This window comes from Streptomyces sp. NPDC002835, from assembly GCF_053591995.1.
Genome location: NZ_JBSFUW010000042.1, coordinates 39,580 through 59,926, shown reverse-complemented (window position 1 = coordinate 59,926; position 20,347 = coordinate 39,580). Strand labels below are relative to the sequence as shown.

Sequence of the window (20,347 nt, the reverse complement as noted above, 5' to 3'; positions counted from 1 at the left end):
GTACTGCAGGGGGGACCCTGTGGGAGAGTAGGACGCCGCCGAACAATTATTGTGGGAAGGCCCCGCACCTCTGGTGCGGGGCTTTCCTGCGTTCAAGACCCATTCACGACCCGGTGCACCCGGCACACACCCCCCGCACCGGTCGGCGCCGTGGCCAGGTAGGGTCAGGGGGCATAGTCGGCACGTTTCCCACAGGAGGCCCCCGGGTGGAGGTCCAGGAGACCCGCGTTCAGACGGACCGGGTACTCACCATCCCCAACATCCTCAGCATGGCGCGTCTCGTCGGCGTGCCGCTCTTCCTGTGGCTGATTCTCCGCCCCGTGTTCGGCGGCCCCCAGAGCGACGGCTGGGCATTGCTGGTTCTGATGCTGAGCGGCATCAGTGACTATCTCGACGGCAAACTCGCCCGGCGATGGAACCAGATCAGCCGCCTGGGGCGCATCCTCGACCCGGCTGCGGACCGGCTCTACATCCTCTCCACTCTCGTCGGACTGACCTGGCGGGAGATTCTGCCACTCTGGCTGACCGCGGCCCTTTTGGCGCGCGAGCTGATGCTGCTCGTGATGGTGGGAATCCTCCGCCGGCACGGCTATCCGCCGCCGCAGGTGAACTTCCTGGGCAAGGCCGCCACCTTCAACCTCATGTATGCGTTCCCCCTGCTGCTCCTGAGTGACGGGACAGGGTGGCTTGCGTCACTCGCGGCGATTTTCGGATGGGCGTTCGCAGGATGGGGTACAACTCTCTATTGGTGGGCAGGGATCCTCTATGTGGTCCAGGTCCGCCGTCTCGTCAAAGCGGACACAATGGCCGATTGAACTCGTCGGTGTGGTAGCGCGCAGCGTTGCCGGCCGCGCGTGTCACCACACGTCACCAGTGGGCACTTTGGACGGGTGAAGTCGGCTGACCGTCGTCTCTTCAAGGAGGACGCTTCCGACATGAAGGCCGTCGTGATGGCTGGCGGCGAAGGTACACGACTTCGCCCCATGACCTCGAGCATGCCCAAGCCGCTTCTTCCGGTGGCGAACCGGCCGATCATGGAGCATGTGCTGAGGCTGCTCAAGCGGCACGGGCTCACCGAGACCGTTGTCACCGTGCAATTTCTCGCCTCGCTGGTGAAGAACTACTTCGGCGACGGCGAAGAGCTCGGAATGGAGCTCACCTACGCCCACGAGGAGAAACCACTCGGAACTGCCGGCAGTGTGAAGAACGCGGAGGAAGCGCTCAAGGACGACGCGTTCCTCGTGATTTCCGGTGACGCCCTCACCGACTTCGACCTGACCGACCTCATCTCTTTCCACAAGGAAAAGGGCGCGCTGGTCACGGTCTGCCTCACACGCGTTCCGAATCCACTCGAATTCGGCATCACGATCGTCGACGAAGAAGGAAAGGTCGAGCGCTTCCTCGAGAAGCCGACCTGGGGGCAGGTCTTCTCCGACACCGTCAACACCGGCATCTACGTCATGGAGCCCGAGGTCTTCGACTACGTCGAGGCCGATGTGCCAGTGGACTGGTCCGGTGATGTGTTCCCGCAGCTCATGAAGGAAGGCAAGCCGATCTACGGCTATGTCGCCGAGGGCTACTGGGAGGACGTCGGCACCCACGAAAGCTACGTCAAGGCCCAGGCCGACGTCCTGGAGCGGAAGGTGGACGTCGAGCTCGACGGGTTCGAGATTTCGCCCGGAGTGTGGGTCGCCGAAGGGGCGGAGGTCCACCCCGACGCCGTTCTGCGCGGCCCGCTCTACATCGGCGACTACGCCAAGGTCGAGGCCGACGTGGAGATCCGCGAGCACACGGTCGTCGGATCCAACGTGGTCGTCAAGAGCGGCGCCTTCCTCCACAAGGCGGTCGTCCACGACAACGTCTACATCGGGCCGCAGAGCAATCTGCGCGGCTGCGTCATCGGCAAGAACACCGACATCATGAGAGCCGCGCGCATCGAGGACGGCGCGGTCATCGGTGACGAGTGCCTGGTCGGTGAGGAATCGATCGTCCAGGGCAACGTCCGCGTGTACCCGTTCAAGACCGTCGAGGCCGGCGCGTTCGTGAACACGTCGGTGATCTGGGAGTCCCGGGGGCAGGCGCATCTCTTCGGCGCCAGAGGTGTCTCCGGAATCCTCAATGTGGAGATCACTCCCGAGGTCGTGGTGCGCCTGGCCGGCGCGTACGCCACCACCCTGAAGAAGGGCGCCACGGTCACCACGGCACGTGACCACTCGCGTGGTGCGCGGGCCCTGAAGCGGGCGGTGATCTCGGCGCTGCAGGCCAGCGCCATCGACGTGCGCGACCTGGAGAACGTGCCGCTGCCCGTGGCCCGTCAGCAGACGGCCAGAGGCAGTGCGGGCGGCATCATGATCCGTACGTCACCGGGTGTGCCCGACTCCGTGGACATCATGTTCTTCGACGAGCGGGGAGCGGACCTGTCGCAGGCCGGGCAGCGCAAGCTGGACCGGGTGTACGCGCGCCAGGAGTACCGCCGGGCGTTCCCGGGCGAGATCGGTGACCTGCACTTCCCGTCCAGCGTCTTCGACTCGTACACGGGCTCCCTGCTGCGCAATGTGGACACCACGGGAATCGCGGAGGCGGGGCTCAAGGTCGTCATCGACGCGTCCAACGGCAGCGCCGGTCTGGTGCTGCCGAGCCTTCTCGGGCGTCTCGGGGTCGACTCCCTGACGATCAATCCCGGCCTCGACGAGTCGCGGCCGACGGAGACCGCCGACACCCGGAGGTCCGGTCTGGTCCGGCTCGGGGAGATCGTCGCCTCCGCGCGTGCGGCCTTCGGCGTCCGCTTCGACCCGGTCGGCGAGCGGCTCTCCCTCGTCGACGAGCGCGGGCGGATCGTGGAGGACGACCGTGCGCTGCTGGTCCTGCTGGACCTGGTCGCGGCGGAGCGGCGCAGCGGCAGCGTGGCGCTGCCGGTGACGACGACGAGGATCGCCGAGCAGGTGGCCGCCTACCACGGCACGCAGGTGGAGTGGACGACCACGTCGCCCGACGACCTCACCAGGGTGGGCCGGGAGGAGACCACGATCTTCGGCGGCGACGGCCGTGGCGGCTTCATCGTGCCGGAGTTCAGCAGCGTCTTCGACGGCACGGCCGCGTTCGTACGGCTCGTCGGTCTGGTCGCCCGTACGCAGCTCACGCTGAGCCAGATCGACGCCCGGATCCCGCGGGCCCATGTGCTCAAGCGGGACCTCGCGACCCCGTGGGCCGTGAAGGGGCTCGTGATGCGGCGGGTGGTGGAGGCCGCGGGCGACCGGCACGTGGACACCACCGACGGTGTGCGGGTCGTCGAGACGGACGGCCGGTGGGTGATGGTGCTGCCTGACCCGTCGGAGGCCGTCACCCATCTGTGGGCGGAAGGTCCCGACGACGCGTCGGCCCAGGCGCTGCTCGACGAATGGTCGTCGGTCGTGGACAGCGCAGGTCACTGACCGGGAGTCCGGTCGACCGAGGGGGCGCCTGCGGGCGCCCCCTCGGCGCACCGGTGGGGCCATTCGGCGGTAGGGGCTGCGACGTGCGACGATGTGCGGCATGTCGGAGCAGCCCCCCGTTCGGAGCACAGGCACACCGCCCGCGCGCCCTGACGCGTCCATGTCGCTGCTGACCAATGTCATGGAGCACAGCCTCGACGACGGCTACGCCGAGGCGTCGGCCCGCCGGGCCGAGGGAGGCGGGCTTCCCCGTACGCTGCGCGCCAAGCTCGGCCTGGCCGCCGGTCTCGTGCTCGCGGCCGCCGTGGTCACGCTGGGAGCCGCAGAGGCGCAGATCGCGGCACCCGTGCTCGCGAAGGAACGCGAGGAGCTCATCGACCGCGTCCACGCGCAGACCGACGGCGCCGACGCCCTGGAACAGGAAGTCGAGGCCCTGCGGAAGGACGTGGAGGAGCGGCAGCGCAAGGCTCTCAACACCCCGGGCGGGGAGCAGGGCGCGACGGTCTCCCTGCTCGCGGGGGCCACCGAGGTGCACGGGCCGGGCGTGAAACTCGTCGTTGACGATGCCAAGAACACCGATCAGGGCGGCGGGGGTCCGCGGGAGAGCAGCGGTTTCTCGGACACCGGCCGGGTCCGCGACCGGGACATGCAGCGAGTCGTCAACGGGCTCTGGGAGTCGGGCGCAGAGGCGATCTCGATCAACGGGCAGCGGCTGACGGCCCTGTCGGCGATCCGCGCGGCCGGCGACGCCATACTGGTCGACAACAGGCCGCTGGTGCCGCCGTACACGGTGCTCGCGGTGGGGGACGGGAGCAGGCTCCGCAGCGCCTTCCAGGGGAGCGCCGACGGGCTCTATCTGCAGGCTCTCAAAGAGGACTTCGGGATCCGTACCACCCTCTCCGCCGAGCAGACGGTGACGCTGCCCGCGGCCCCGAGCTTGATCGTACGAACAGCAGAGCCGGAGACGGCCGGCGCCGGGCAGGGCGACGGACCGGGCACGGCCGAAACAGAGAAGGGCACAACGTGATCGCCGTACTGGGCCTCGTCGTGGGAGTCGTGGTCGGCCTGTTGGTCCGGCCCGAGGTGCCGGCGGTGGTCGAGCCCTACCTGCCCATCGCGGTCGTCGCCGCACTCGACGCCGTCTTCGGCGGCCTGCGGGCCATGCTCGACGGGATCTTCGTCGACAAGGTCTTCGTCGTCTCGTTCCTGTCGAACGTCGTGGTGGCCGCGCTGATCGTGTTCCTGGGGGACAAGCTGGGTGTCGGCGCGCAGTTGTCCACCGGTGTGGTCGTCGTTCTCGGTATCCGGATCTTCTCCAACGCCGCGGCCATCCGCAGGCACGTCTTCCGGGCGTGACCGCATGAACAGCGAAGAGAATCCGAAGGACGAGCCGCGGCAGGCACAGCCCCTGCCGGAGGCGCAGCCGGCCGCCGGTACGCGGGAGTCCGACGCACAGGAGCTCCACACGCAGCAGCCAGGACCGTCGGACGACGGGCCGCTCACCGGCCGGCAGCGGCTGGCCGCGGCGGTGTGGCCGCCGCGGGTCACGCGAGCCCAACTGATCGTCGCGGTACTGCTGTTCGTCCTGGGGCTCGGTCTGGCCATCCAGGTCCGGTCCAACAGCGACGAGAGCGCGCTGCGCGGCGCCCGCCAGGAGGACCTGGTCCGCATCCTCGACGAACTCGACAACCGCACCCAGCGGCTCGAGGACGAGAAGCAGCGTCTCGAGGACCAGCGCACCGAGCTCGAGAACAGTTCCGACCAGGCCGAAGAGGCGCGGAAGCAGACGCAGGAGAAGGAGCAGCAGCTCGGCATCCTGGCCGGCACCGTCGCCGCTCAGGGGCCCGGCATCACGCTGACGATCCGGGACCCGGCGCGGACCGTGGACTCGGACAAGCTCCTCGACACGATCCAGGAGCTGCGCGCGGCCGGGGCGGAGGCGATCCAGGTCAACGGCACCCGGGTCGTCGCGAGCACCTTCTTCTCGGGGACCGCCGGTGACATAGAGGTCGACGGCAAGCGGATCAACGCGCCGTACACCTTCGAGGTCATCGGTGAACCGCAGGACCTGGAGCCGGCCCTGAACATCCCGGGCGGTGTGGTGCAGACGTTGGAGAAGGAGCAGGCCACGGCCACCGTGGAGCGCTCGGACAGGATCATTGTCGACGCCTTGCGACCGGCGGAACGGCCTGACTACGCTCGGTCGTCACCGCAGTGAAGCGGGGGAACATGGGGACTGTGGGGCCGGGGCAGACGATTGCCGGGGGTCGGCGCATCCGACATGTGGTGCGTGGTGGAAACTGTCTGGTGGATACGGACGTTGTGAGGGTGTCCGGGTCGGCAGGTGTGTTGGTTGAGGGTTCGTCCTGCCCCACGGGCGGGTCTATTTCGGTCAAGGGGAAACGCCCGTGAAGTTGTTTGCGAAGTGGTTCGGCAAGAGTGCACGCGAGGACGGCGACGCCCGCCATCGCGCGCCGCGTCATGGCCAGAGCGAGGACCAGCCGGGCGAGCGTCCGCTGTTCCGCGACGAGGTCCCCGGTGGGGACAATTCGGGCGGACAGGGCGCGTCGTCTGTTGACCCTGCCGGTGCCGGAGGCATAGGTTTCGGGGAACCATCAACCTCAAGTACGGGTGGAGGGTTCGCCTCCGACCCGTATGCGACCAATCCCCACGCGGGGCAGCCGCGGCAGGAGGATCCGTCCATGGCGGGTTTGCCGGTTTGTACGAGGTGCGGCCACCGGAACACCGAGGCCGGCCGGTTCTGCTCCAACTGCGGTGCGCCGCTGCGGGGCGGAGCACCCGCCGAGCGCGCGTCGGAGACGACCTCGACCATCTCCATCTCCGGTATCGAGGCCTACGACTCCGAGGTGACGGGCCAGACCGCCGTCCCCTCGCTCTCGCCGGAGGCCCAGGCCGCAGTCGAGGCCCTGCCGCCCGGTTCGGCGCTGCTGGTCGTCCGCCGGGGACCGAACTCCGGCAGCCGCTTCCTCCTGGACAGCGACCTGACGACGGCCGGCCGCCACCCGCAGAGCGACATCTTCCTCGACGACGTCACGGTCTCGCGCCGGCACGTGGAGTTCCGCCGGGACGTGAACGGCGGTTTCACCGTCTCGGACGTCGGCAGCCTCAACGGCACGTACGTGAACAGGGAGCGGATCGACTCCGTGGTCCTGGCCAACGGCGACGAGGTACAGATCGGCAAGTACCGGCTGGTCTTCTACGGGAGCCAGCGGGGCGCGTGATCCTCCCCCAGGCTCCACCCGGGGGACACCCAGGGAAGGTACATGCTGCGAACACCGACGGGCGGCGCCGGTCACGGCGCCGCCGCCGCGGGTGACCGCCCGATGAGCATCGGCGCGGTGCTCGGGCACCTGCGCGAAGAGTTTCCCGAAGTGACGATCTCCAAGATCCGCTTCCTGGAGGCGGAGGGGCTGGTCGAACCGAGCCGTACGCCCTCCGGGTACCGCAAGTTCAGCCCCCAGGACGTGGAGCGGCTCGCGCTTGTGCTGCGGATGCAGCGTGACCACTACCTCCCGCTGAAGGTGATCCGCGAGCAGCTGGACGCCCTGGAGCGGGGCGAGAGCGTCCCGCTGCCCGTGCAGGGGGCGTACCGGGAACAGCAGGAGCCCGTCGACGCGGGCTGGGAGCCGGAGGCCGACCGGCCGACCGCGGGCCGGATCAGCCGTGCGGCCCTGCTGGCCGCCGCCGAGGTCACCGAGGAGCAGCTCGTCGAGTGGGAGTCGTACGGCCTGCTGGCGCCGGACGGGAGCGGTTCCTACGACGCCGAGGCCGCCACCGTCGCCCGGCTCGTCGCGGAGCTGGGAAGATTCGGTCTCGAACCGAGGCACCTTCGTGCCATGAAGGCGTCCGCCGAGCGGGAGGCCGGGCTCGTGGAGCAGCTGGTCGCGCCGCTGCGCCGGCACCGTAATCCGCAGACCAGAGCGCATGCCGAGGCGACCACCAGAGAGCTGGTGACCCTGTCCGTGAGGCTGCACGCGGCGCTGGTGCGGACCGCCCTCGGAGTGCGGGTCCCCTGATCTTGGACCAACCCGACTACCCAAACCGGTCGCGCACGTCCTAGGGTTGCTGTGTGAACGAGCTCGACGTTGTGGGTGTCCGGGTCGAAATGCCCTCGAACCAACCGATCGTGCTTCTGCGTGAAGTGGGAGGCGATCGGTACCTCCCCATCTGGATCGGCCCCGGGGAGGCGACCGCCATCGCCTTCGCACAGCAGGGCATGGCACCGGCCAGGCCGCTGACCCACGACCTCTTCAAGGACGTGCTGGAGGCGGTGGGCCAGGAGCTCACCCAGGTCCGCATCACCGACCTGCGCGAGGGCGTCTTCTACGCGGAGCTGGTCTTCGCCAGCGGGGTCGAGGTGAGCGCCAGGCCGTCCGACGCGATAGCGCTGGCCCTGCGCACCGGCACGCCGATCTTCGGCAGTGACGGGGTGCTGGACGACGCCGGCATCGCGATCCCGGACGAGCAGGAGGACGAGGTGGAGAAGTTCCGCGAGTTCCTCGACCAGATCTCGCCCGAGGACTTCGGCTCGAGCAACCAGTGAGGGTTGCGGACCGGTGACGGTTCCGGCGGAGGGCGCCGCTCGGCACTTCCGCGTCAGCGCATTCGAGTAGCCTTTCCCGGGATCGGGGCACGAGAAACCACTCTCAGGGTGATTATCACTCGGCGTGCCGAGTGTGGCGATCGTTGACGCACCCCTGGTGACTCCCTACCTTCGAGGTGGCAGGTCAAGGACGGAGGTCGGCGTGAGAAGCAGCGGCGACAGTACGGCTGGGGGCGGCCCCGGACCCGGTCCGGTGGAAAGCGGGCCGTATCCGCTGCACGACGGCGCGGCCGTGCCCTCCACCGACACCATCGGCTATCGCGGACCGACCGCATGCGCGGCCGCGGGCATCACCTACCGGCAGCTCGACTACTGGGCGCGCACGGGTCTGGTGGAGCCGAGCGTCCGGTCGGCGTACGGCTCCGGCACCCAGCGGCTCTACAGCTTTCGCGACGTGGTCGTACTCAAGATCGTCAAGCGCTTCCTGGACACCGGCGTGGCGCTCCAGAACATCCGCGCGGCCGTCCAGCACCTGCGAGCCCGCGGGTTCAGAGACCTCGAGCGAATGACGCTGATGAGCGACGGGGCGACGGTCTACGAGTGCTCCTCGCCCGACGAAGTGGTCGGGCTGCTCCAAGGTGGACAGGGCGTGTTCGGCATCGCCGTCGGTGTCGTGTGGCGGGACGTCGAGGCGGCGCTCTCCCAGCTGCACGGCGAGCGTGTCGACACCGGGGAGACCCTGGTCGGCCACAACCCCGCCGACGAACTCGCGAGACGCAGACGCGACCGGGCCGTCTGACGTGCCCGGAGCTCCCGATTGTCAGTGGTGTGCGGGAGCATCGGAGATGTGAGAACCGCGCCGACGATCCTGCATCTCGACATGGATGCCTTCTTCGCCGCCGCCGAGCAGGCGGCGAAGCCTTCGCTGCGCGGAAAGCCCGTGGTCGTCGGCGGACTCGGTCCGCGGGGTGTGGTGGCCACCGCGTCCTACGAGGCGAGACGGTTCGGCGTGCACTCCGCCATGCCGATGGCGCAGGCCCGGCGACTCGCTCCGAACGCGGCGTATCTCGTGCCGCGCTTCTCCCTCTACCGCTCGGTGAGCGAGCAGGTCATGGAGCTGCTCGGGCGGCTCTCGCCGCTGGTGGAGCCGCTGAGTCTCGACGAGGCCTTCGTCGATCTGGAGGCCGGCGGAGCCGCCGACGACACCGTGTCCGCCCGCGCGACCGGTGAGCGGCTGCGCGCCGACATACGAGCGGTCACGGGCCTGACCGGATCGGTCGGTCTCGCGGGCTCCAAGATGATCGCCAAGATTGCCTCCGAACAGGCCAAGCCGGACGGCCTGACCCTGATCGAGCCCGGCACCGAGCGTGAGCTGCTCGGCCCGATGCCGGTCCGGATCCTGCCCGGAGTGGGGCCCGCCACCGGAGAGCATCTGCGGCGGGCCGGTATGACGACGGTCGCGGACCTGGCGGAGGCGGGCGAGGACGAGCTGGTGCGGCTGCTCGGCCGGGCACACGGGACGTCCCTGTTCCGCATGGCGCTCGGGCACGACGACCGGCCGGTGGTGGCCGAGCGGGACGCGAAGTCCGTGTCGGTGGAGGACACGTTCGACGTCGACCTGCACGACCGGGTCCGGGTGCGGATCGAGGTGGAGCGGCTCGCCGAGCGGTGCGTGCAGAGGCTGCGGGCGAGCGGCCACTCCGGCCGCACCATCGTGCTCAAGGTCCGGCGCTACGACTTCTCGACGCTGACGCGCTCGGAGACGCTCCGCGGGCCGACGGACGACCCCGCGGTGGTGCGGGAGGCCGCGGGGCGGCTGCTGGAGTCGGTGGACACCACGGGCGGGGTACGTCTGCTGGGGGTGGGCGTCACCGGGCTCGCGGACTACACCCAGGAGGACCTCTTCGCGCAGGCGGCGGCGTCCGGTTCTGCCGCGGCCTCCGAGGAGGACCCGGCCCCGTCCGGCGCCGCCCCGCCGGCCGAGCCGCACGAGACCCAAGGCCTCGACCCGGTCAGCCGGGAGGAGCCGACGGAGCGTCGCTGGGCCGCCGGCCAGGACGTGCGCCACGCGCTGTACGGACCGGGCTGGGTCCAGGGCAGCGGCGTCGGCCGGGTCACCGTGCGTTTCGAGGAACCGTGGTCGCCACCGGGGCGGGTGCGGACGTTCCGGGTGGAGGACGAGCAGTTGGAGGCCGCGGATCCACTGCCGCTGGTGGAGCCGGGTGCGGGTGGCTCGGCGGGGGAGACGGCGGTCGTCGGGGCGGCGCCTGATTCGGCTGGGCGCGGGGCAGCGCCTGGAGGCGACGCCGGGGCCGAGGGCGGACCCGCCTCCGCCGCCGAGATCTCCGTCGAGCCCCGTACAGGGCCCGGGGCCGACACACCGCCCCGCCCCGATCCGGCGCACACACCCGGGGACCCCGGAGAACTGGGTGGGGACCCGATGGCGGCCTGGGGTCCGGGTGGCCCGCCGTGCGGGCGGGCGGTGCGGGCCTGACCGGCCGTTGCCCGGGGCGGGCAATCCCTGGACGGCGTGGAGCTCCGCGGGGCCGGGGCCAGGTGGCGGTGCCCCGGTGGCCACTCGGGCCCTGCCGGTTCGGCGGCCTCGGGCCCAGGCGGTCCACCCTGCGGGCGGGCGGTCCCAGGCCTGACCCGTCGTTGCCCGGGGCGGGGCGACGCGGACCGTGCGGGCCTGATCGGCCGCCTGCCCGAGCCTGGGCGGGACGACCCACACACGTCGCGCGGCCCCGGCGTGCAACCTCGCGTGCCGGGGCCGGGAAGAGTGTGAGGGTGGGGCCGCGTCCCGGGGGTCAGTCCTCCTGGCCCGCGACGCGGCCGAAGGAGCGGTCGCCGGAGGTGGGGGCCGGGGACGGGGGAGGGCCGGAGAGGTCGAGGCCGTAGTGGTGGTAGAGCTGGAGTTCCTGCTCGGGCGAGAGATGACGGCCCACGCCGAAATCGGGGGCGTCCTTGATCAGTGCGCGTTCGTACGGGACGCGAAGGGTGTTGTCGACGAGTTCGCTCGGCTCGAGCGGGACGAACGCGTCCCGGCTGAAGAGGCCGGTCCGCACGGCCGCCCATTCGGGGACTCCCGTGGCGTCGTCCAGATACACCTCGTCAACGGTCCCGATCTTGGTGCCGTTGCGGTCGAACGCCTTGCGGCCTATCAGGCTGCGCGGATCGATGTCGGTCTGCACGGTCCCTCCAATTGGTCGCAACTGCTCCCCAACGACTACAAAAGGCCACATCCCGGGTGTCGGCCACTCGAGCGATTGCGAGCGGGCCGCGCTGGTACCCTGGCAAGCGGCTGCTGACCCTGTGCGGGAGAGTCCTCCGGTGAGAATTCCGGAGGCGCCGAAGGAGCAAATCCTCCCCGGAATCTCTCAGGCACCTGTACCGCACGGACGAGGTCACTCTGGAAAGCAGGGCGGGCGTCGGACGGCATCCGCTCTCACCGACGGTGAAAGCCGGGAGGTCGCTGAGCGACGCCCGGTGAAGCTCTCAGGTCGAGATGACAGAGGGGGAGGCCGTCCGGGCATCCGCGCCGTGATGCCCCTCGCAGGTCGCGAAGACCAGGAGGCCTCCCACCATGACCGCCAACCGCATTCCGCTCTCCCGGCTGGAGCAGGGGATCCCGTTCGAGCAGCGGCACATCGGGCCCGACGCCGGTGCCCAGGCCAAGATGCTCGCCCAAGTGGGTTACGGCTCGCTCGACGAGCTGACCGCCGCCGCCGTGCCGGACGTCATCAAGAGCGCCGAGGCCCTCGACCTCCCCGGCGCCCGCACCGAGGCCGAGGTCCTGGCCGAGCTGCGCATACTGGCGGACCGCAACCAGGTGCTCGCGCCCATGATCGGCCTGGGCTACTACGGGACGTTCACGCCGCCGGTCATCCTGCGCAACGTGATGGAGAACCCGGCCTGGTACACGGCGTACACGCCGTACCAGCCCGAGATCTCGCAGGGGCGGCTCGAGGCCCTGCTGAACTTCCAGACCGTCGTCGCCGACCTCACCGGGCTGCCCACCTCCGGTGCCTCGCTCCTCGACGAGGGCACCGCGGCCGCGGAGGCCATGTCGCTGGCCCGCCGCGTCGGCAAGGTCAAGAACGGCGTCTTCCTGATCGACGCCGACACCATGCCGCAGACCGTCGCCGTGATCGAGACCCGCGCCGAGCCGACCGGTGTCGAGGTCGTCACCGCGGACCTGAGCGACGGCATCCCCGCCGAGATCGCCGAGCGCGGCGTGTTCGGTGTGCTGCTGCAGTACCCGGGCGCCTCGGGCGCCGTACGGGACCTCAAGCCGGTCATCGAGCAGGCGCACGAGCTCGGCGCGATCGTCACCGTCGCCGCCGACCTGCTCGCTCTCACGCTGCTCACCTCGCCCGGTGAGCTCGGCGCGGACATCGCGGTCGGCACCACCCAGCGCTTCGGCGTCCCGATGGGCTTCGGCGGCCCGCACGCCGGTTACATGGCCGTGCGCGACAAGTTCGCCCGCAGCCTGCCCGGCCGCCTCGTCGGCGTCTCCGTCGACGCGGACGGCAACCGGGCCTACCGGCTGGCGCTGCAGACCCGTGAGCAGCACATCCGCCGCGAGAAGGCCACCAGCAACATCTGCACCGCGCAGGTGCTGCTCGCCGTGATGGCCGGCATGTACGCGGTCTACCACGGCCCCGAGGGGCTGCGGACCATCGCCCGGCGCACCCACCGTTACGCCGCGATCCTCGCCGAGGGCCTGCGGGCCGGCGGCGTCGAGGTCGTGCACGGCTCGTACTTCGACACCGTCACCGCCCGGGTGCCCGGCAGGGCCGCCGACGTCGTCGCCTCCGCGCGGGAGGGCGGGGTCAACCTGCGTCTCGTCGACGCGGACCACGTCTCCGCCGCCTGCGACGAGACCACCGGCCGTGCCCAGCTCGCGGCCGTCTGGGCCGCCTTCGGCGTCGAGGGCGACATCGAGGCCCTGGACGCGTCGGGCGCGGAGGCGCTGCCCGCGGCCCTGCTGCGCGACGACGAGTACCTCACGCATCCCGTCTTCCACCAGCACCGCTCCGAGACCGCGATGCTCCGCTACCTGCGCAGGCTCGCCGACCGCGACTACGCGCTGGACCGCGGCATGATCCCGCTCGGCTCCTGCACGATGAAGCTGAACGCGACGACCGAGATGGAGCCGGTCACCTGGCCGGAGTTCGGCCAGATCCACCCCTTCGCCCCGGTGGAGCAGGCCCAGGGCTATCTGACCCTGATCCAGGAGCTCGAGGAGCGGCTGGCCGAGGTCACCGGCTACGACAAGGTCTCCATCCAGCCCAACGCCGGCTCCCAGGGCGAGCTGGCCGGTCTGCTCGCGGTGCGCGCGTACCACCGGGCCAACGGGGACGACCAGCGGACCGTCTGCCTCATCCCGTCCTCCGCGCACGGCACCAACGCCGCCAGCGCCGTGATGGCCGGCATGAAGGTCGTCGTCGTGAAGACCGCCGACGACGGTGAGATCGACGTCGAGGACCTACGCGCCAAGATCGAGCAGTACCGCGACGAGCTCTCCGTGCTGATGATCACCTACCCGTCGACGCACGGGGTGTTCGAGGAGCACGTCGCCGACATCTGCGCCCAGGTGCACGACGCCGGCGGCCAGGTGTACGTCGACGGGGCCAACCTCAACGCCCTGGTCGGTCTGGCCAAGCCCGGCCGGTTTGGCGGCGACGTCTCGCACCTGAACCTGCACAAGACCTTCTGCATCCCGCACGGCGGCGGCGGCCCCGGCGTCGGCCCGGTCGGCGTGCGCGCCCACCTCGCGCCCTACCTGCCGAACCACCCGCTGCAGCCGACCGCGGGTCCGGAGACGGGCGTCGGTCCGATCTCCGCCGCCCCCTGGGGCTCCGCGGGCATTCTGCCGATCTCCTGGGCGTATGTGCGGCTGATGGGCGGCGAGGGCCTCAAGCGCGCCACCCAGGTCGCCGTGCTCGCAGCCAACTACATCGCCAAGCGTCTCGAGCCGCACTACCCGGTGCTCTACACCGGTCCGGCCGGGCTGGTCGCCCACGAGTGCATCGTCGACCTGCGACCGCTCTCCAAGGCGACCGGCGTCAGCGTCGACGACATCGCCAAGCGCCTGATCGACTACGGCTTCCACGCGCCGACCATGTCCTTCCCGGTGGCCGGAACGCTGATGATCGAGCCCACCGAGAGCGAGGACCTGAACGAACTCGACCGGTTCTGCGACACGATGATTGCGATCCGCGCCGAGATCGAGAAGGTCGCGTCGGGCGAGTGGTCCGCGGACGACAACCCGCTGCGCAACGCCCCCCACACGGCCGCCGCGCTCGGCGGTGACTGGGACCACGGCTACAGCCGCGAGGAGGCCGTCTTCCCGGCCGGGGTGAGCGCCGCCGACAAGTACTGGCCGCCGGTGCGCCGTATCGACGGCGCCTTCGGCGACCGCAACCTCGTGTGCTCCTGCCCGCCGCTGGAGGACTACGACAACTGACGCGTGCCGCACGGGGGATGCGTCGGGGGCCGGTGCGGAGAGGGATCTCCGGGCCGGCCCCTTCGTCGTACGGGCTGTGCTGCGGACGGCTGTGGTGCGACCGCCGTGCTGCTTCGGGCGGTTCCTAGGCGGCCGTCATCAGCGGGCCCGCGGCGCGCGGCCGGCGCGGGGCGATGATCTGGCCGTCGGGCAGCAGTTCGCCGGTGTCCTCGAAGAGAAGGACGCCGTTGCACAGCAGGCTCCAGCCCTGTTCCGGATGGTGGGCCACGAGGCGCGCCGCCTCACGGTCTGCTGAGTCGGAGGTGGGACAGGCTGGCTGGTGCTGGCACATGGGTAGGTTCTTTCGCTGCGTTGTGGTGAGTGTCGTGCGGCTCGATGAGGTGTTCATGGCCGCCCCCCCCGTATCTCTCGGTTCGGTCCCAGTGTTCCCCTGCGGGCGTCGCTCCGCAGGCATTTCACGGCAGCTCTTTCTATAGATTGATGACGCATCACCCGCGCGGACGGTTCAGCTCATGGGGCCGGTCCTTTCGGGTGGTTCTCAGTGGCCTGGGGTGACTAGTCACAACGGGCCGGTACCGATGCGCTGGTACGCCCCGCGACCGGGCGGTCGCGGGGCGTACCGGGCCGTTCTTCCCGCCGGATCGGCGGGCCCTGCGGTCAGGCGGCCGGCGAGTCGAGCAGCCGGGGCGGCGCCAGGCGCAGCGTCAGGAGGGGCAGCAGTTCGGCGACCCGGTGCGGCCGGTGGGCCGCTATGCCCGGCGGCGCGGGAGCCAGGGGCACCAGGACGTCGGACGGCTGCGGCGTGCCGGCGGCCGCGTCGGCCTCCGGGGCGGCCTCCGGGTCGCGGTGCAGCCAGAGGGTGAGCATGTAGAGCTCGGGTACGGACAGCAGCCGCGGCTGGAAGGGCGATCCCATGGACTCGGCCTGGCGCAGGGCGCGTTCGGTCGAGTCGAGATAGGGGCCCTCGAAGAAATGGGAGAAGGCCCAGCCGTCGGGCGTGAGCATCGTGTCCGCGGCGGCCACGGCGCGATCGCCGCTGCGGATCAGGAAGCGCCAGCCGGTGAGCCGGGTGAGCGGGGTGGCGCCGCTCGGGGCTATCCGGTCCAGCACATGGACGGGCAGCGGCAGTTCGGCGCTCAGCGGTCCCTGGACGGACCGCAGAGCGGGGGTACGGGCCTCGGACACGGCCGTGGGTGAACCGAGTGCTGCGAGGACGCTGCGCAAGGCAGGCGCGGGGGCCGGGAGGACATGCAGCGGCATGGTGGGTCGCCTCTCACTCAGGAGACACGGTGATGCGTGAAGGTGCGGACGGCACTGTCAGCGTGCGGGACGGTGAGCGGCCGGAAGACACCGGATGCCAACTCTCTGCCCTCGCGGAGTTTATACGACACGTGTTCACTTAGTGTTTCCGCTAGCCGTCGTGGGTATTTCCGACAAGGCGGAAACCGGTCCGTTCTGTACGCTCCCTGGACGGCTTTTCATCCCCTTCGGGGCTGCGGCCTGCGGTTTGGACTCCGGTGCGGTAGGCCGAATCCGGACGGTGCTTTTCACGGCTCAGATACCGGAAAATGCCCGCTGCGTCATGCCGGAGGAATGTGCCGGTGGGGTACTGACTCCAGCCTACCCGCAGCAGAGCCTCCGCGGGGACGTTATGGATCAATGAGTCTGGGCATTATCGTCCGTGACGTGAGCGGTCGACGCCGCGTGGTGCCCACTCGAGGAGGGACGCTCCGATGGGGGAGAAGGTCGAGTCTGACGGGTTCGACCTGTCCGACCGGCAACAGTACCGAAGGAAGCTGCAGCAGTGCCTGGCGGGCCTGGGGCGGCTGCTGGACGAGAAGAGGTTCGACCGGCCCAGGAATCTGATGGGGCTGGAGATAGAGCTGAATCTCGCCGGCCAGGACGGCATGCCGCGGATGATGAATGCCGAAGTTCTCTCCCGTATCGCGAGTCCGGATTTCCAGACCGAGCTGGGAATGTTCAATCTGGAAGTGAACATCGTCCCGCACCGATTGGGCGGCCGGGTGCTCGACCAGCTCGCGGAGGAGTTGCATACCGGGCTGGGATATGCCGACCGGAAAGCGCAGGAGACCGGTTCCGGGATCGTGATGATCGGAATTCTTCCGACCCTCGCGCAGGAGGACCTGGTCTCCGCGGCCAATCTCTCCGACGTCGACCGCTATGTGCTGCTCAACGACCAGATCGTGGCGGCCCGCGGCGAGGCTTTCACCCTCGACATCGAGGGCGTGGAGCGGCTGACGTGCACATCGTCGTCGATAGCGCCGGAAGCGGCCTGCACCTCGGTGCAGTTGCATCTCCAGGTCACCCCCGGCCGGTTCGCGGACGTGTGGAACGCCGCGCAGGCGGTGGCCGCGGTGCAGGTGGCCCTCGGTGCCAACTCGCCGTTCCTCTTCGGCAAGGAGCTGTGGCGCGAGTCGCGGCCGCCGCTCTTCCTGCAGGCCACCGACACGCGCCCGCCCGAACTGCAGGCGCAGGGGGTACGGCCGCGGACCTGGTTCGGCGAGCGCTGGATCGACTCCGCGTACGACCTCTTCGAGGAGAACATCCGTTACTTCCCCGCGCTGCTCCCCTTCTGCGACGACGAGGAACCGCTGCGGGTGCTCGAGGACGGCGGAGTGCCGCGGCTGAGGGAGCTGGTCCTGCACAACGGCACCATCTACCGCTGGAACCGCCCGGTGTACGAGGTAGTCGACGGCGTTCCGCACCTGCGTGTGGAGAACCGGGTGCTGCCCGCCGGCCCGACGGTGACCGACGTGATCGCCAACGCCGCGTTCTACTACGGCCTGGTCCGGGCGCTCGCCGAGGAAGCCCGGCCGGTGTGGAAGCGGCTCCCCTTCGCCGCGGCCGCCGAGAATTTCGAGGCCGCGTGCCGGTACGGCATCGACGCCGAACTCCGGTGGCCGCGCCCCGGCCGCGGCGGCGTCACACAGGTCCCCGTCGTGAAACTCGTCCGTGACGAGCTGCTGCCGCTGGCCGCGGCGGGCCTCGACGCGTGGAACGTGGCGGCAGCCGACCGGGATCTGTATCTGGGCGTGATCGAGGGGCGCTGCCGCCGCCGGATGAACGGCGCCTCCTGGCAGGCGGACACCTACCACCGCGCCCGCGAGGCGGGCCTCGAGCGGGAGGCGGCGCTGGCGGCCATGGCCCGCCGCTACTGCGAGCTGATGCGCGAGGGGCAGCCCGTGCACACCTGGCCGGTGGGCTTCCCGGGGGCCCGGTCCTGAGAGGACCTGGCTGATTCCGCCGTAGGTTCGTCGGGCAAGCTGTGACGTCCGACGCGGTGGAACAACTGGAGGCTGGTGTGCAGGCGCAGGCGGGAGACGGGGCCGGACCCTGTGTGCGGGAGGCGGTACCGCGCGGGATTCTGCGGCAGGAGACGGTACTCGTACTCGCGCTGTCGCTCGGCGCCAGCGCTGTCTCCGCGCTGATCAGCTTCATCGGATCACTGACCAGGCCCGGCGGGCTGAAGGACCAGGCGGCGACGCTCAACGGGTCCTTCGCGCCGGGGCGGCCGTGGCTCGACCTCGCCTGGCAGCTCTTCGGGATCGCGACGGCGCTGGTCCCGGTGGCGCTCGTGGCGCATCTGCTGATCCGTGAGCGGGCCGGTCTCCGGGCCATCGGTTTCGACCGGACCTGCCCGTGGCCGGACCTGGGGCGCGGCGCGCTGGTGGCCACCGGCATCGGCAGCGCGGGGCTGGCATTCTACCTCGTGGCGCGCGCCTCGGGCTTCAACCTCACCGTGGTGCCCGAGTCGCTGCCCGACGTGTGGTGGAAGTACCCGGTGCTGATCCTCTCGGCCCTCCAGAACTCGGTGCTGGAAGAGGTCATCGTCGTCGGCTACCTGCTGCGCAGACTCGACCAGTTGGGCTGGACCCCGATGGCCGCGCTCGCCGCGAGTTCAGTGCTGCGCGGCTCGTACCACCTCTACCAGGGCATCGGCGGCTTCATCGGCAACATGGTCATGGGCGTCGTCTTCGTCCTGCTCTACCGGCGCTGGGGCCGCGTGGGGCCGCTGGTGGCGGCGCACGCCCTGCTCGACATCGTCGCCTTCGTCGGCTACGGGCTGCTGGCCGGGAAGGTGGGCTGGCTGCCGACGCCGTGAGCGCCACCGGCAGCCCGATGATGCGGAAATCCTCGGGCACGCCGGCCGGTGTCCGTGCAGGATGCTCTGCGTGAACCATGCGCTGTGCGGACTCGCCGCCAATCCGGCCCTGCCGCCCGAGCTGGTGGACCGGCTTATCGCGGTCGCGGACGACGGCATCGCCGCGGAACTCGCCGGTCGCGCGGACCTCAGCCGTGCGCAGGCGGTCGCCCTGGCCTCGCGTGTCGAGGAGAGCGCCGGGCGCCTCGCGAACGAGGGCCGGTTGACCGCCGCCGACATCGACCCCACGGCACAGCCGGAGGGTGCCCTCGCCCTGCTCCGGGAGCGGGCCGGAAACCCGGAGTGGGCGCGGCTGTTCGCGACGGATCCGGTCGTCGGCCGCCGGGAGGAACTGGCTGCCTGCCCCGGCCTCCCGTCCGATGTGGTGGAGATCCGCGACGCGCTGGCCACCGACGCCGACGCGAGAGTGGTCGGGGCCGTCGCCGCGCACCCGGGTCTCGCCGAAGCGCGGCTGCGCGCCATGGCCGACCGGTACGGGGCCCAGGTCGTCGGCGCGGTGGCAGCCAACCCGGAGGCGACTCCCGGGCTGCTGGAGGACCTGGCCCGGCGCGAACCCCCGGTGCGGAAAGTGCTTCGGGAGGTCGCCGGGCACCGCAACGCGACGGCCCCGGCGCTGCTCGCCTGCCTGGGCGACGCACGGGCGAGGCGAGTGGCCGCCGGGCATCCGGCACTGCCGCCGCCGGTCATTGTGGGCCTGCTCGCCGACGCCGACCGGCAGGTGGTGGAAGCGGCGGCCGCCAACCCGTCGCTGCCGGTCGCCGTGATGTCGCAGCTGGTGTCCTGACGCTTGGCGTACGACCTGGTCGCTGTGGCTCGGCGCTGGGGCTCGTGGTGGGTCAGGGCGTAGTGAGGAGTTCGCCGTCGATGACCGTGACCGCGCGGCCCGTGAGGAGGGTGCGGTCGCCGCGCAGGGCGGTGCGGACCAGGCCGGAACGGGCGGAGGCCTGGAGGCCGGTGAGGTCGTCGCGGCCGAGGCGGGCCGACCAGAAGGGGGCGAGGGCCGTGTGGGCGCTGCCCGTGACCGGGTCCTCGTCGATGCCGACCCGGGGGAAGAAGCCGCGGGACACGAAGTCGTAGCCGGCCTCGGGGTCCGCCGCGGCGGCGGTCGCGATGATGCCGCGCTCCGAGTGCTCCACCAGGGCGGCGAAGTCGGGGCTCAGGCCGCGTACGGAGGCTTCGTCGGGCAGCTCGACCAGGAGGTCCCCGATGTGGGGGCCGGTGTCGTGGGCGGACAGGACCTTCGCGCCGAGCGCCTTCGCCACGCCGCCCGGGGCCTCGACCGGCGTCAGCGGGGCGGTCGGGAAGTCCAGGGTCAGCGTGCCGTCCTCGTGCGCGGTGGTGATGAGGGTTCCGCAGCGGGCGGCGAAGCGCACGGTGCCGGTCGCCGTGCCTGTGGTGTGCAGGACATGGGCCGTGGCCAGGGTGGCGTGGCCGCACATGTCGACCTCGGTGGCGGGGGTGAACCAGCGCAGCGCCCAGTCCGCGTCGCCGCCGGCGGGCAGCGGGTGGGCGAAGGCGGTCTCGGAGAGGTTCAGCTCCGCGGCAACCCGCTGGAGCCAGGAGTCGGCGGGGAAGCCGGCGGAGTCCAGCAGCAGGACCCCGGCGGGGTTTCCGGCGAAGGGGCGGTCGGTGAAGGCGTCGACGATTCGAATCCGCATGGCGTGACCGTAGAGCCTCCGTGAAGCCGCAGGCCAAGGCCA

General features: G+C 70.7%; 18 protein-coding genes and 1 riboswitch. Of the genes, 14 read left to right on the top strand and 4 right to left on the bottom strand.

Annotated elements, in window-relative coordinates:
* The first annotated feature begins 206 nt into the window (after window positions 1–206).
* From ACWD01_RS31770 to ACWD01_RS31725, 10 genes are all read left to right on the top strand, one after another.
* Window positions 207–815 (top strand): CDP-alcohol phosphatidyltransferase family protein, encoded by a 609-nt coding sequence (locus ACWD01_RS31770; protein WP_451166678.1) that lies wholly within the window; start codon window positions 207–209, stop codon window positions 813–815.
* Window positions 816–935: 120 nt separating this feature from the next.
* Window positions 936–3,431 carry a sugar phosphate nucleotidyltransferase gene (locus ACWD01_RS31765; protein ID WP_451166676.1) on the top strand — a complete coding sequence of 832 codons (2,496 nt, stop codon included), beginning with the start codon at window positions 936–938 and terminating at the stop codon, window positions 3,429–3,431.
* Between the two features lie 100 nt (window positions 3,432–3,531).
* Window positions 3,532–4,458: a DUF881 domain-containing protein gene (locus ACWD01_RS31760; RefSeq protein WP_451166674.1), complete on the top strand. Its 927-nt coding sequence runs from the start codon at window positions 3,532–3,534 to the stop codon at window positions 4,456–4,458.
* Window positions 4,455–4,787 (top strand): small basic family protein, encoded by a 333-nt coding sequence (locus ACWD01_RS31755; protein ID WP_003970459.1) that lies wholly within the window; start codon window positions 4,455–4,457, stop codon window positions 4,785–4,787. The genes ACWD01_RS31760 and ACWD01_RS31755 overlap by 4 nt, the downstream gene beginning before the upstream one ends.
* A gap of 4 nt (window positions 4,788–4,791) precedes the next feature.
* Entirely contained in the window at window positions 4,792–5,649 is an 858-nt protein-coding gene (locus tag ACWD01_RS31750; protein WP_451166672.1) for a DUF881 domain-containing protein, read from the top strand.
* 148 nt (window positions 5,650–5,797) lie between these two features.
* Complete coding sequence (locus tag ACWD01_RS31745) at window positions 5,798–6,673, top strand: FHA domain-containing protein (protein WP_451166684.1); 876 nt, start codon at window positions 5,798–5,800, stop codon at window positions 6,671–6,673.
* A gap of 42 nt (window positions 6,674–6,715) precedes the next feature.
* Window positions 6,716–7,468, top strand: coding sequence for a transcriptional regulator FtsR (ftsR, locus tag ACWD01_RS31740; protein ID WP_451166671.1), 753 nt, complete (start codon window positions 6,716–6,718; stop codon window positions 7,466–7,468).
* 53 nt (window positions 7,469–7,521) lie between these two features.
* Window positions 7,522–7,995 carry a bifunctional nuclease family protein gene (locus tag ACWD01_RS31735; protein WP_389398824.1) on the top strand — a complete coding sequence of 158 codons (474 nt, stop codon included), beginning with the start codon at window positions 7,522–7,524 and terminating at the stop codon, window positions 7,993–7,995.
* 253 nt (window positions 7,996–8,248) lie between these two features.
* Window positions 8,249–8,794, top strand: a complete 546-nt coding sequence (locus ACWD01_RS31730; protein ID WP_451166683.1) for a MerR family transcriptional regulator — start codon at window positions 8,249–8,251, stop codon at window positions 8,792–8,794.
* Window positions 8,795–8,842: 48 nt separating this feature from the next.
* On the top strand, window positions 8,843–10,489 hold the full coding sequence (locus tag ACWD01_RS31725) for a DNA polymerase IV (RefSeq protein WP_451166668.1): 1,647 nt from the start codon (window positions 8,843–8,845) through the stop codon (window positions 10,487–10,489).
* A gap of 313 nt (window positions 10,490–10,802) precedes the next feature.
* On the opposite strand, the gene ACWD01_RS31720 is transcribed toward ACWD01_RS31725, so the two are convergent.
* Entirely contained in the window at window positions 10,803–11,186 is a 384-nt protein-coding gene (locus tag ACWD01_RS31720) for a PRC-barrel domain-containing protein (RefSeq protein WP_451166666.1), read from the bottom strand.
* Between the two features lie 114 nt (window positions 11,187–11,300).
* Window positions 11,301–11,398: riboswitch (glycine riboswitch) on the top strand.
* A 180-nt stretch (window positions 11,399–11,578) separates the two neighbouring features.
* On the opposite strand from ACWD01_RS31720, the gene gcvP reads away from it, so the two are divergent.
* Complete coding sequence (gene gcvP / locus ACWD01_RS31715) at window positions 11,579–14,464, top strand: aminomethyl-transferring glycine dehydrogenase (RefSeq protein WP_451166665.1); 2,886 nt, start codon at window positions 11,579–11,581, stop codon at window positions 14,462–14,464.
* Between the two features lie 124 nt (window positions 14,465–14,588).
* Here the strand turns inward: gcvP and ACWD01_RS31710 are convergent, their stop codons facing one another.
* A complete protein-coding gene (locus tag ACWD01_RS31710) occupies window positions 14,589–14,795 on the bottom strand; it encodes a DUF5999 family protein (protein ID WP_356897020.1) in 207 nt (68 codons plus the stop codon).
* Window positions 14,796–15,121: 326 nt separating this feature from the next.
* Entirely contained in the window at window positions 15,122–15,724 is a 603-nt protein-coding gene (locus ACWD01_RS31705) for a hypothetical protein (RefSeq protein ID WP_451166663.1), read from the bottom strand.
* Between the two features lie 473 nt (window positions 15,725–16,197).
* Here ACWD01_RS31705 and ACWD01_RS31700 point away from each other — a divergent pair, with 473 nt between their 5' ends.
* The 3 genes from ACWD01_RS31700 (at window position 16,198) to ACWD01_RS31690 (ending at window position 19,431) form a co-directional block, all read left to right on the top strand.
* Window positions 16,198–17,709, top strand: coding sequence for a glutamate-cysteine ligase family protein (locus ACWD01_RS31700; RefSeq protein ID WP_451166661.1), 1,512 nt, complete (start codon window positions 16,198–16,200; stop codon window positions 17,707–17,709).
* Window positions 17,710–17,786: 77 nt separating this feature from the next.
* Window positions 17,787–18,587: a CPBP family intramembrane glutamic endopeptidase gene (locus ACWD01_RS31695; protein ID WP_451166682.1), complete on the top strand. Its 801-nt coding sequence runs from the start codon at window positions 17,787–17,789 to the stop codon at window positions 18,585–18,587.
* 70 nt (window positions 18,588–18,657) lie between these two features.
* A complete protein-coding gene (locus ACWD01_RS31690; RefSeq protein ID WP_451166659.1) occupies window positions 18,658–19,431 on the top strand; it encodes a hypothetical protein in 774 nt (257 codons plus the stop codon).
* Window positions 19,432–19,483: 52 nt separating this feature from the next.
* On the opposite strand, the gene ACWD01_RS31685 is transcribed toward ACWD01_RS31690, so the two are convergent.
* Window positions 19,484–20,305, bottom strand: coding sequence for a PhzF family phenazine biosynthesis protein (locus ACWD01_RS31685; RefSeq protein ID WP_451166657.1), 822 nt, complete (start codon window positions 20,303–20,305; stop codon window positions 19,484–19,486).
* Window positions 20,306–20,347: the final 42 nt, after the last annotated feature.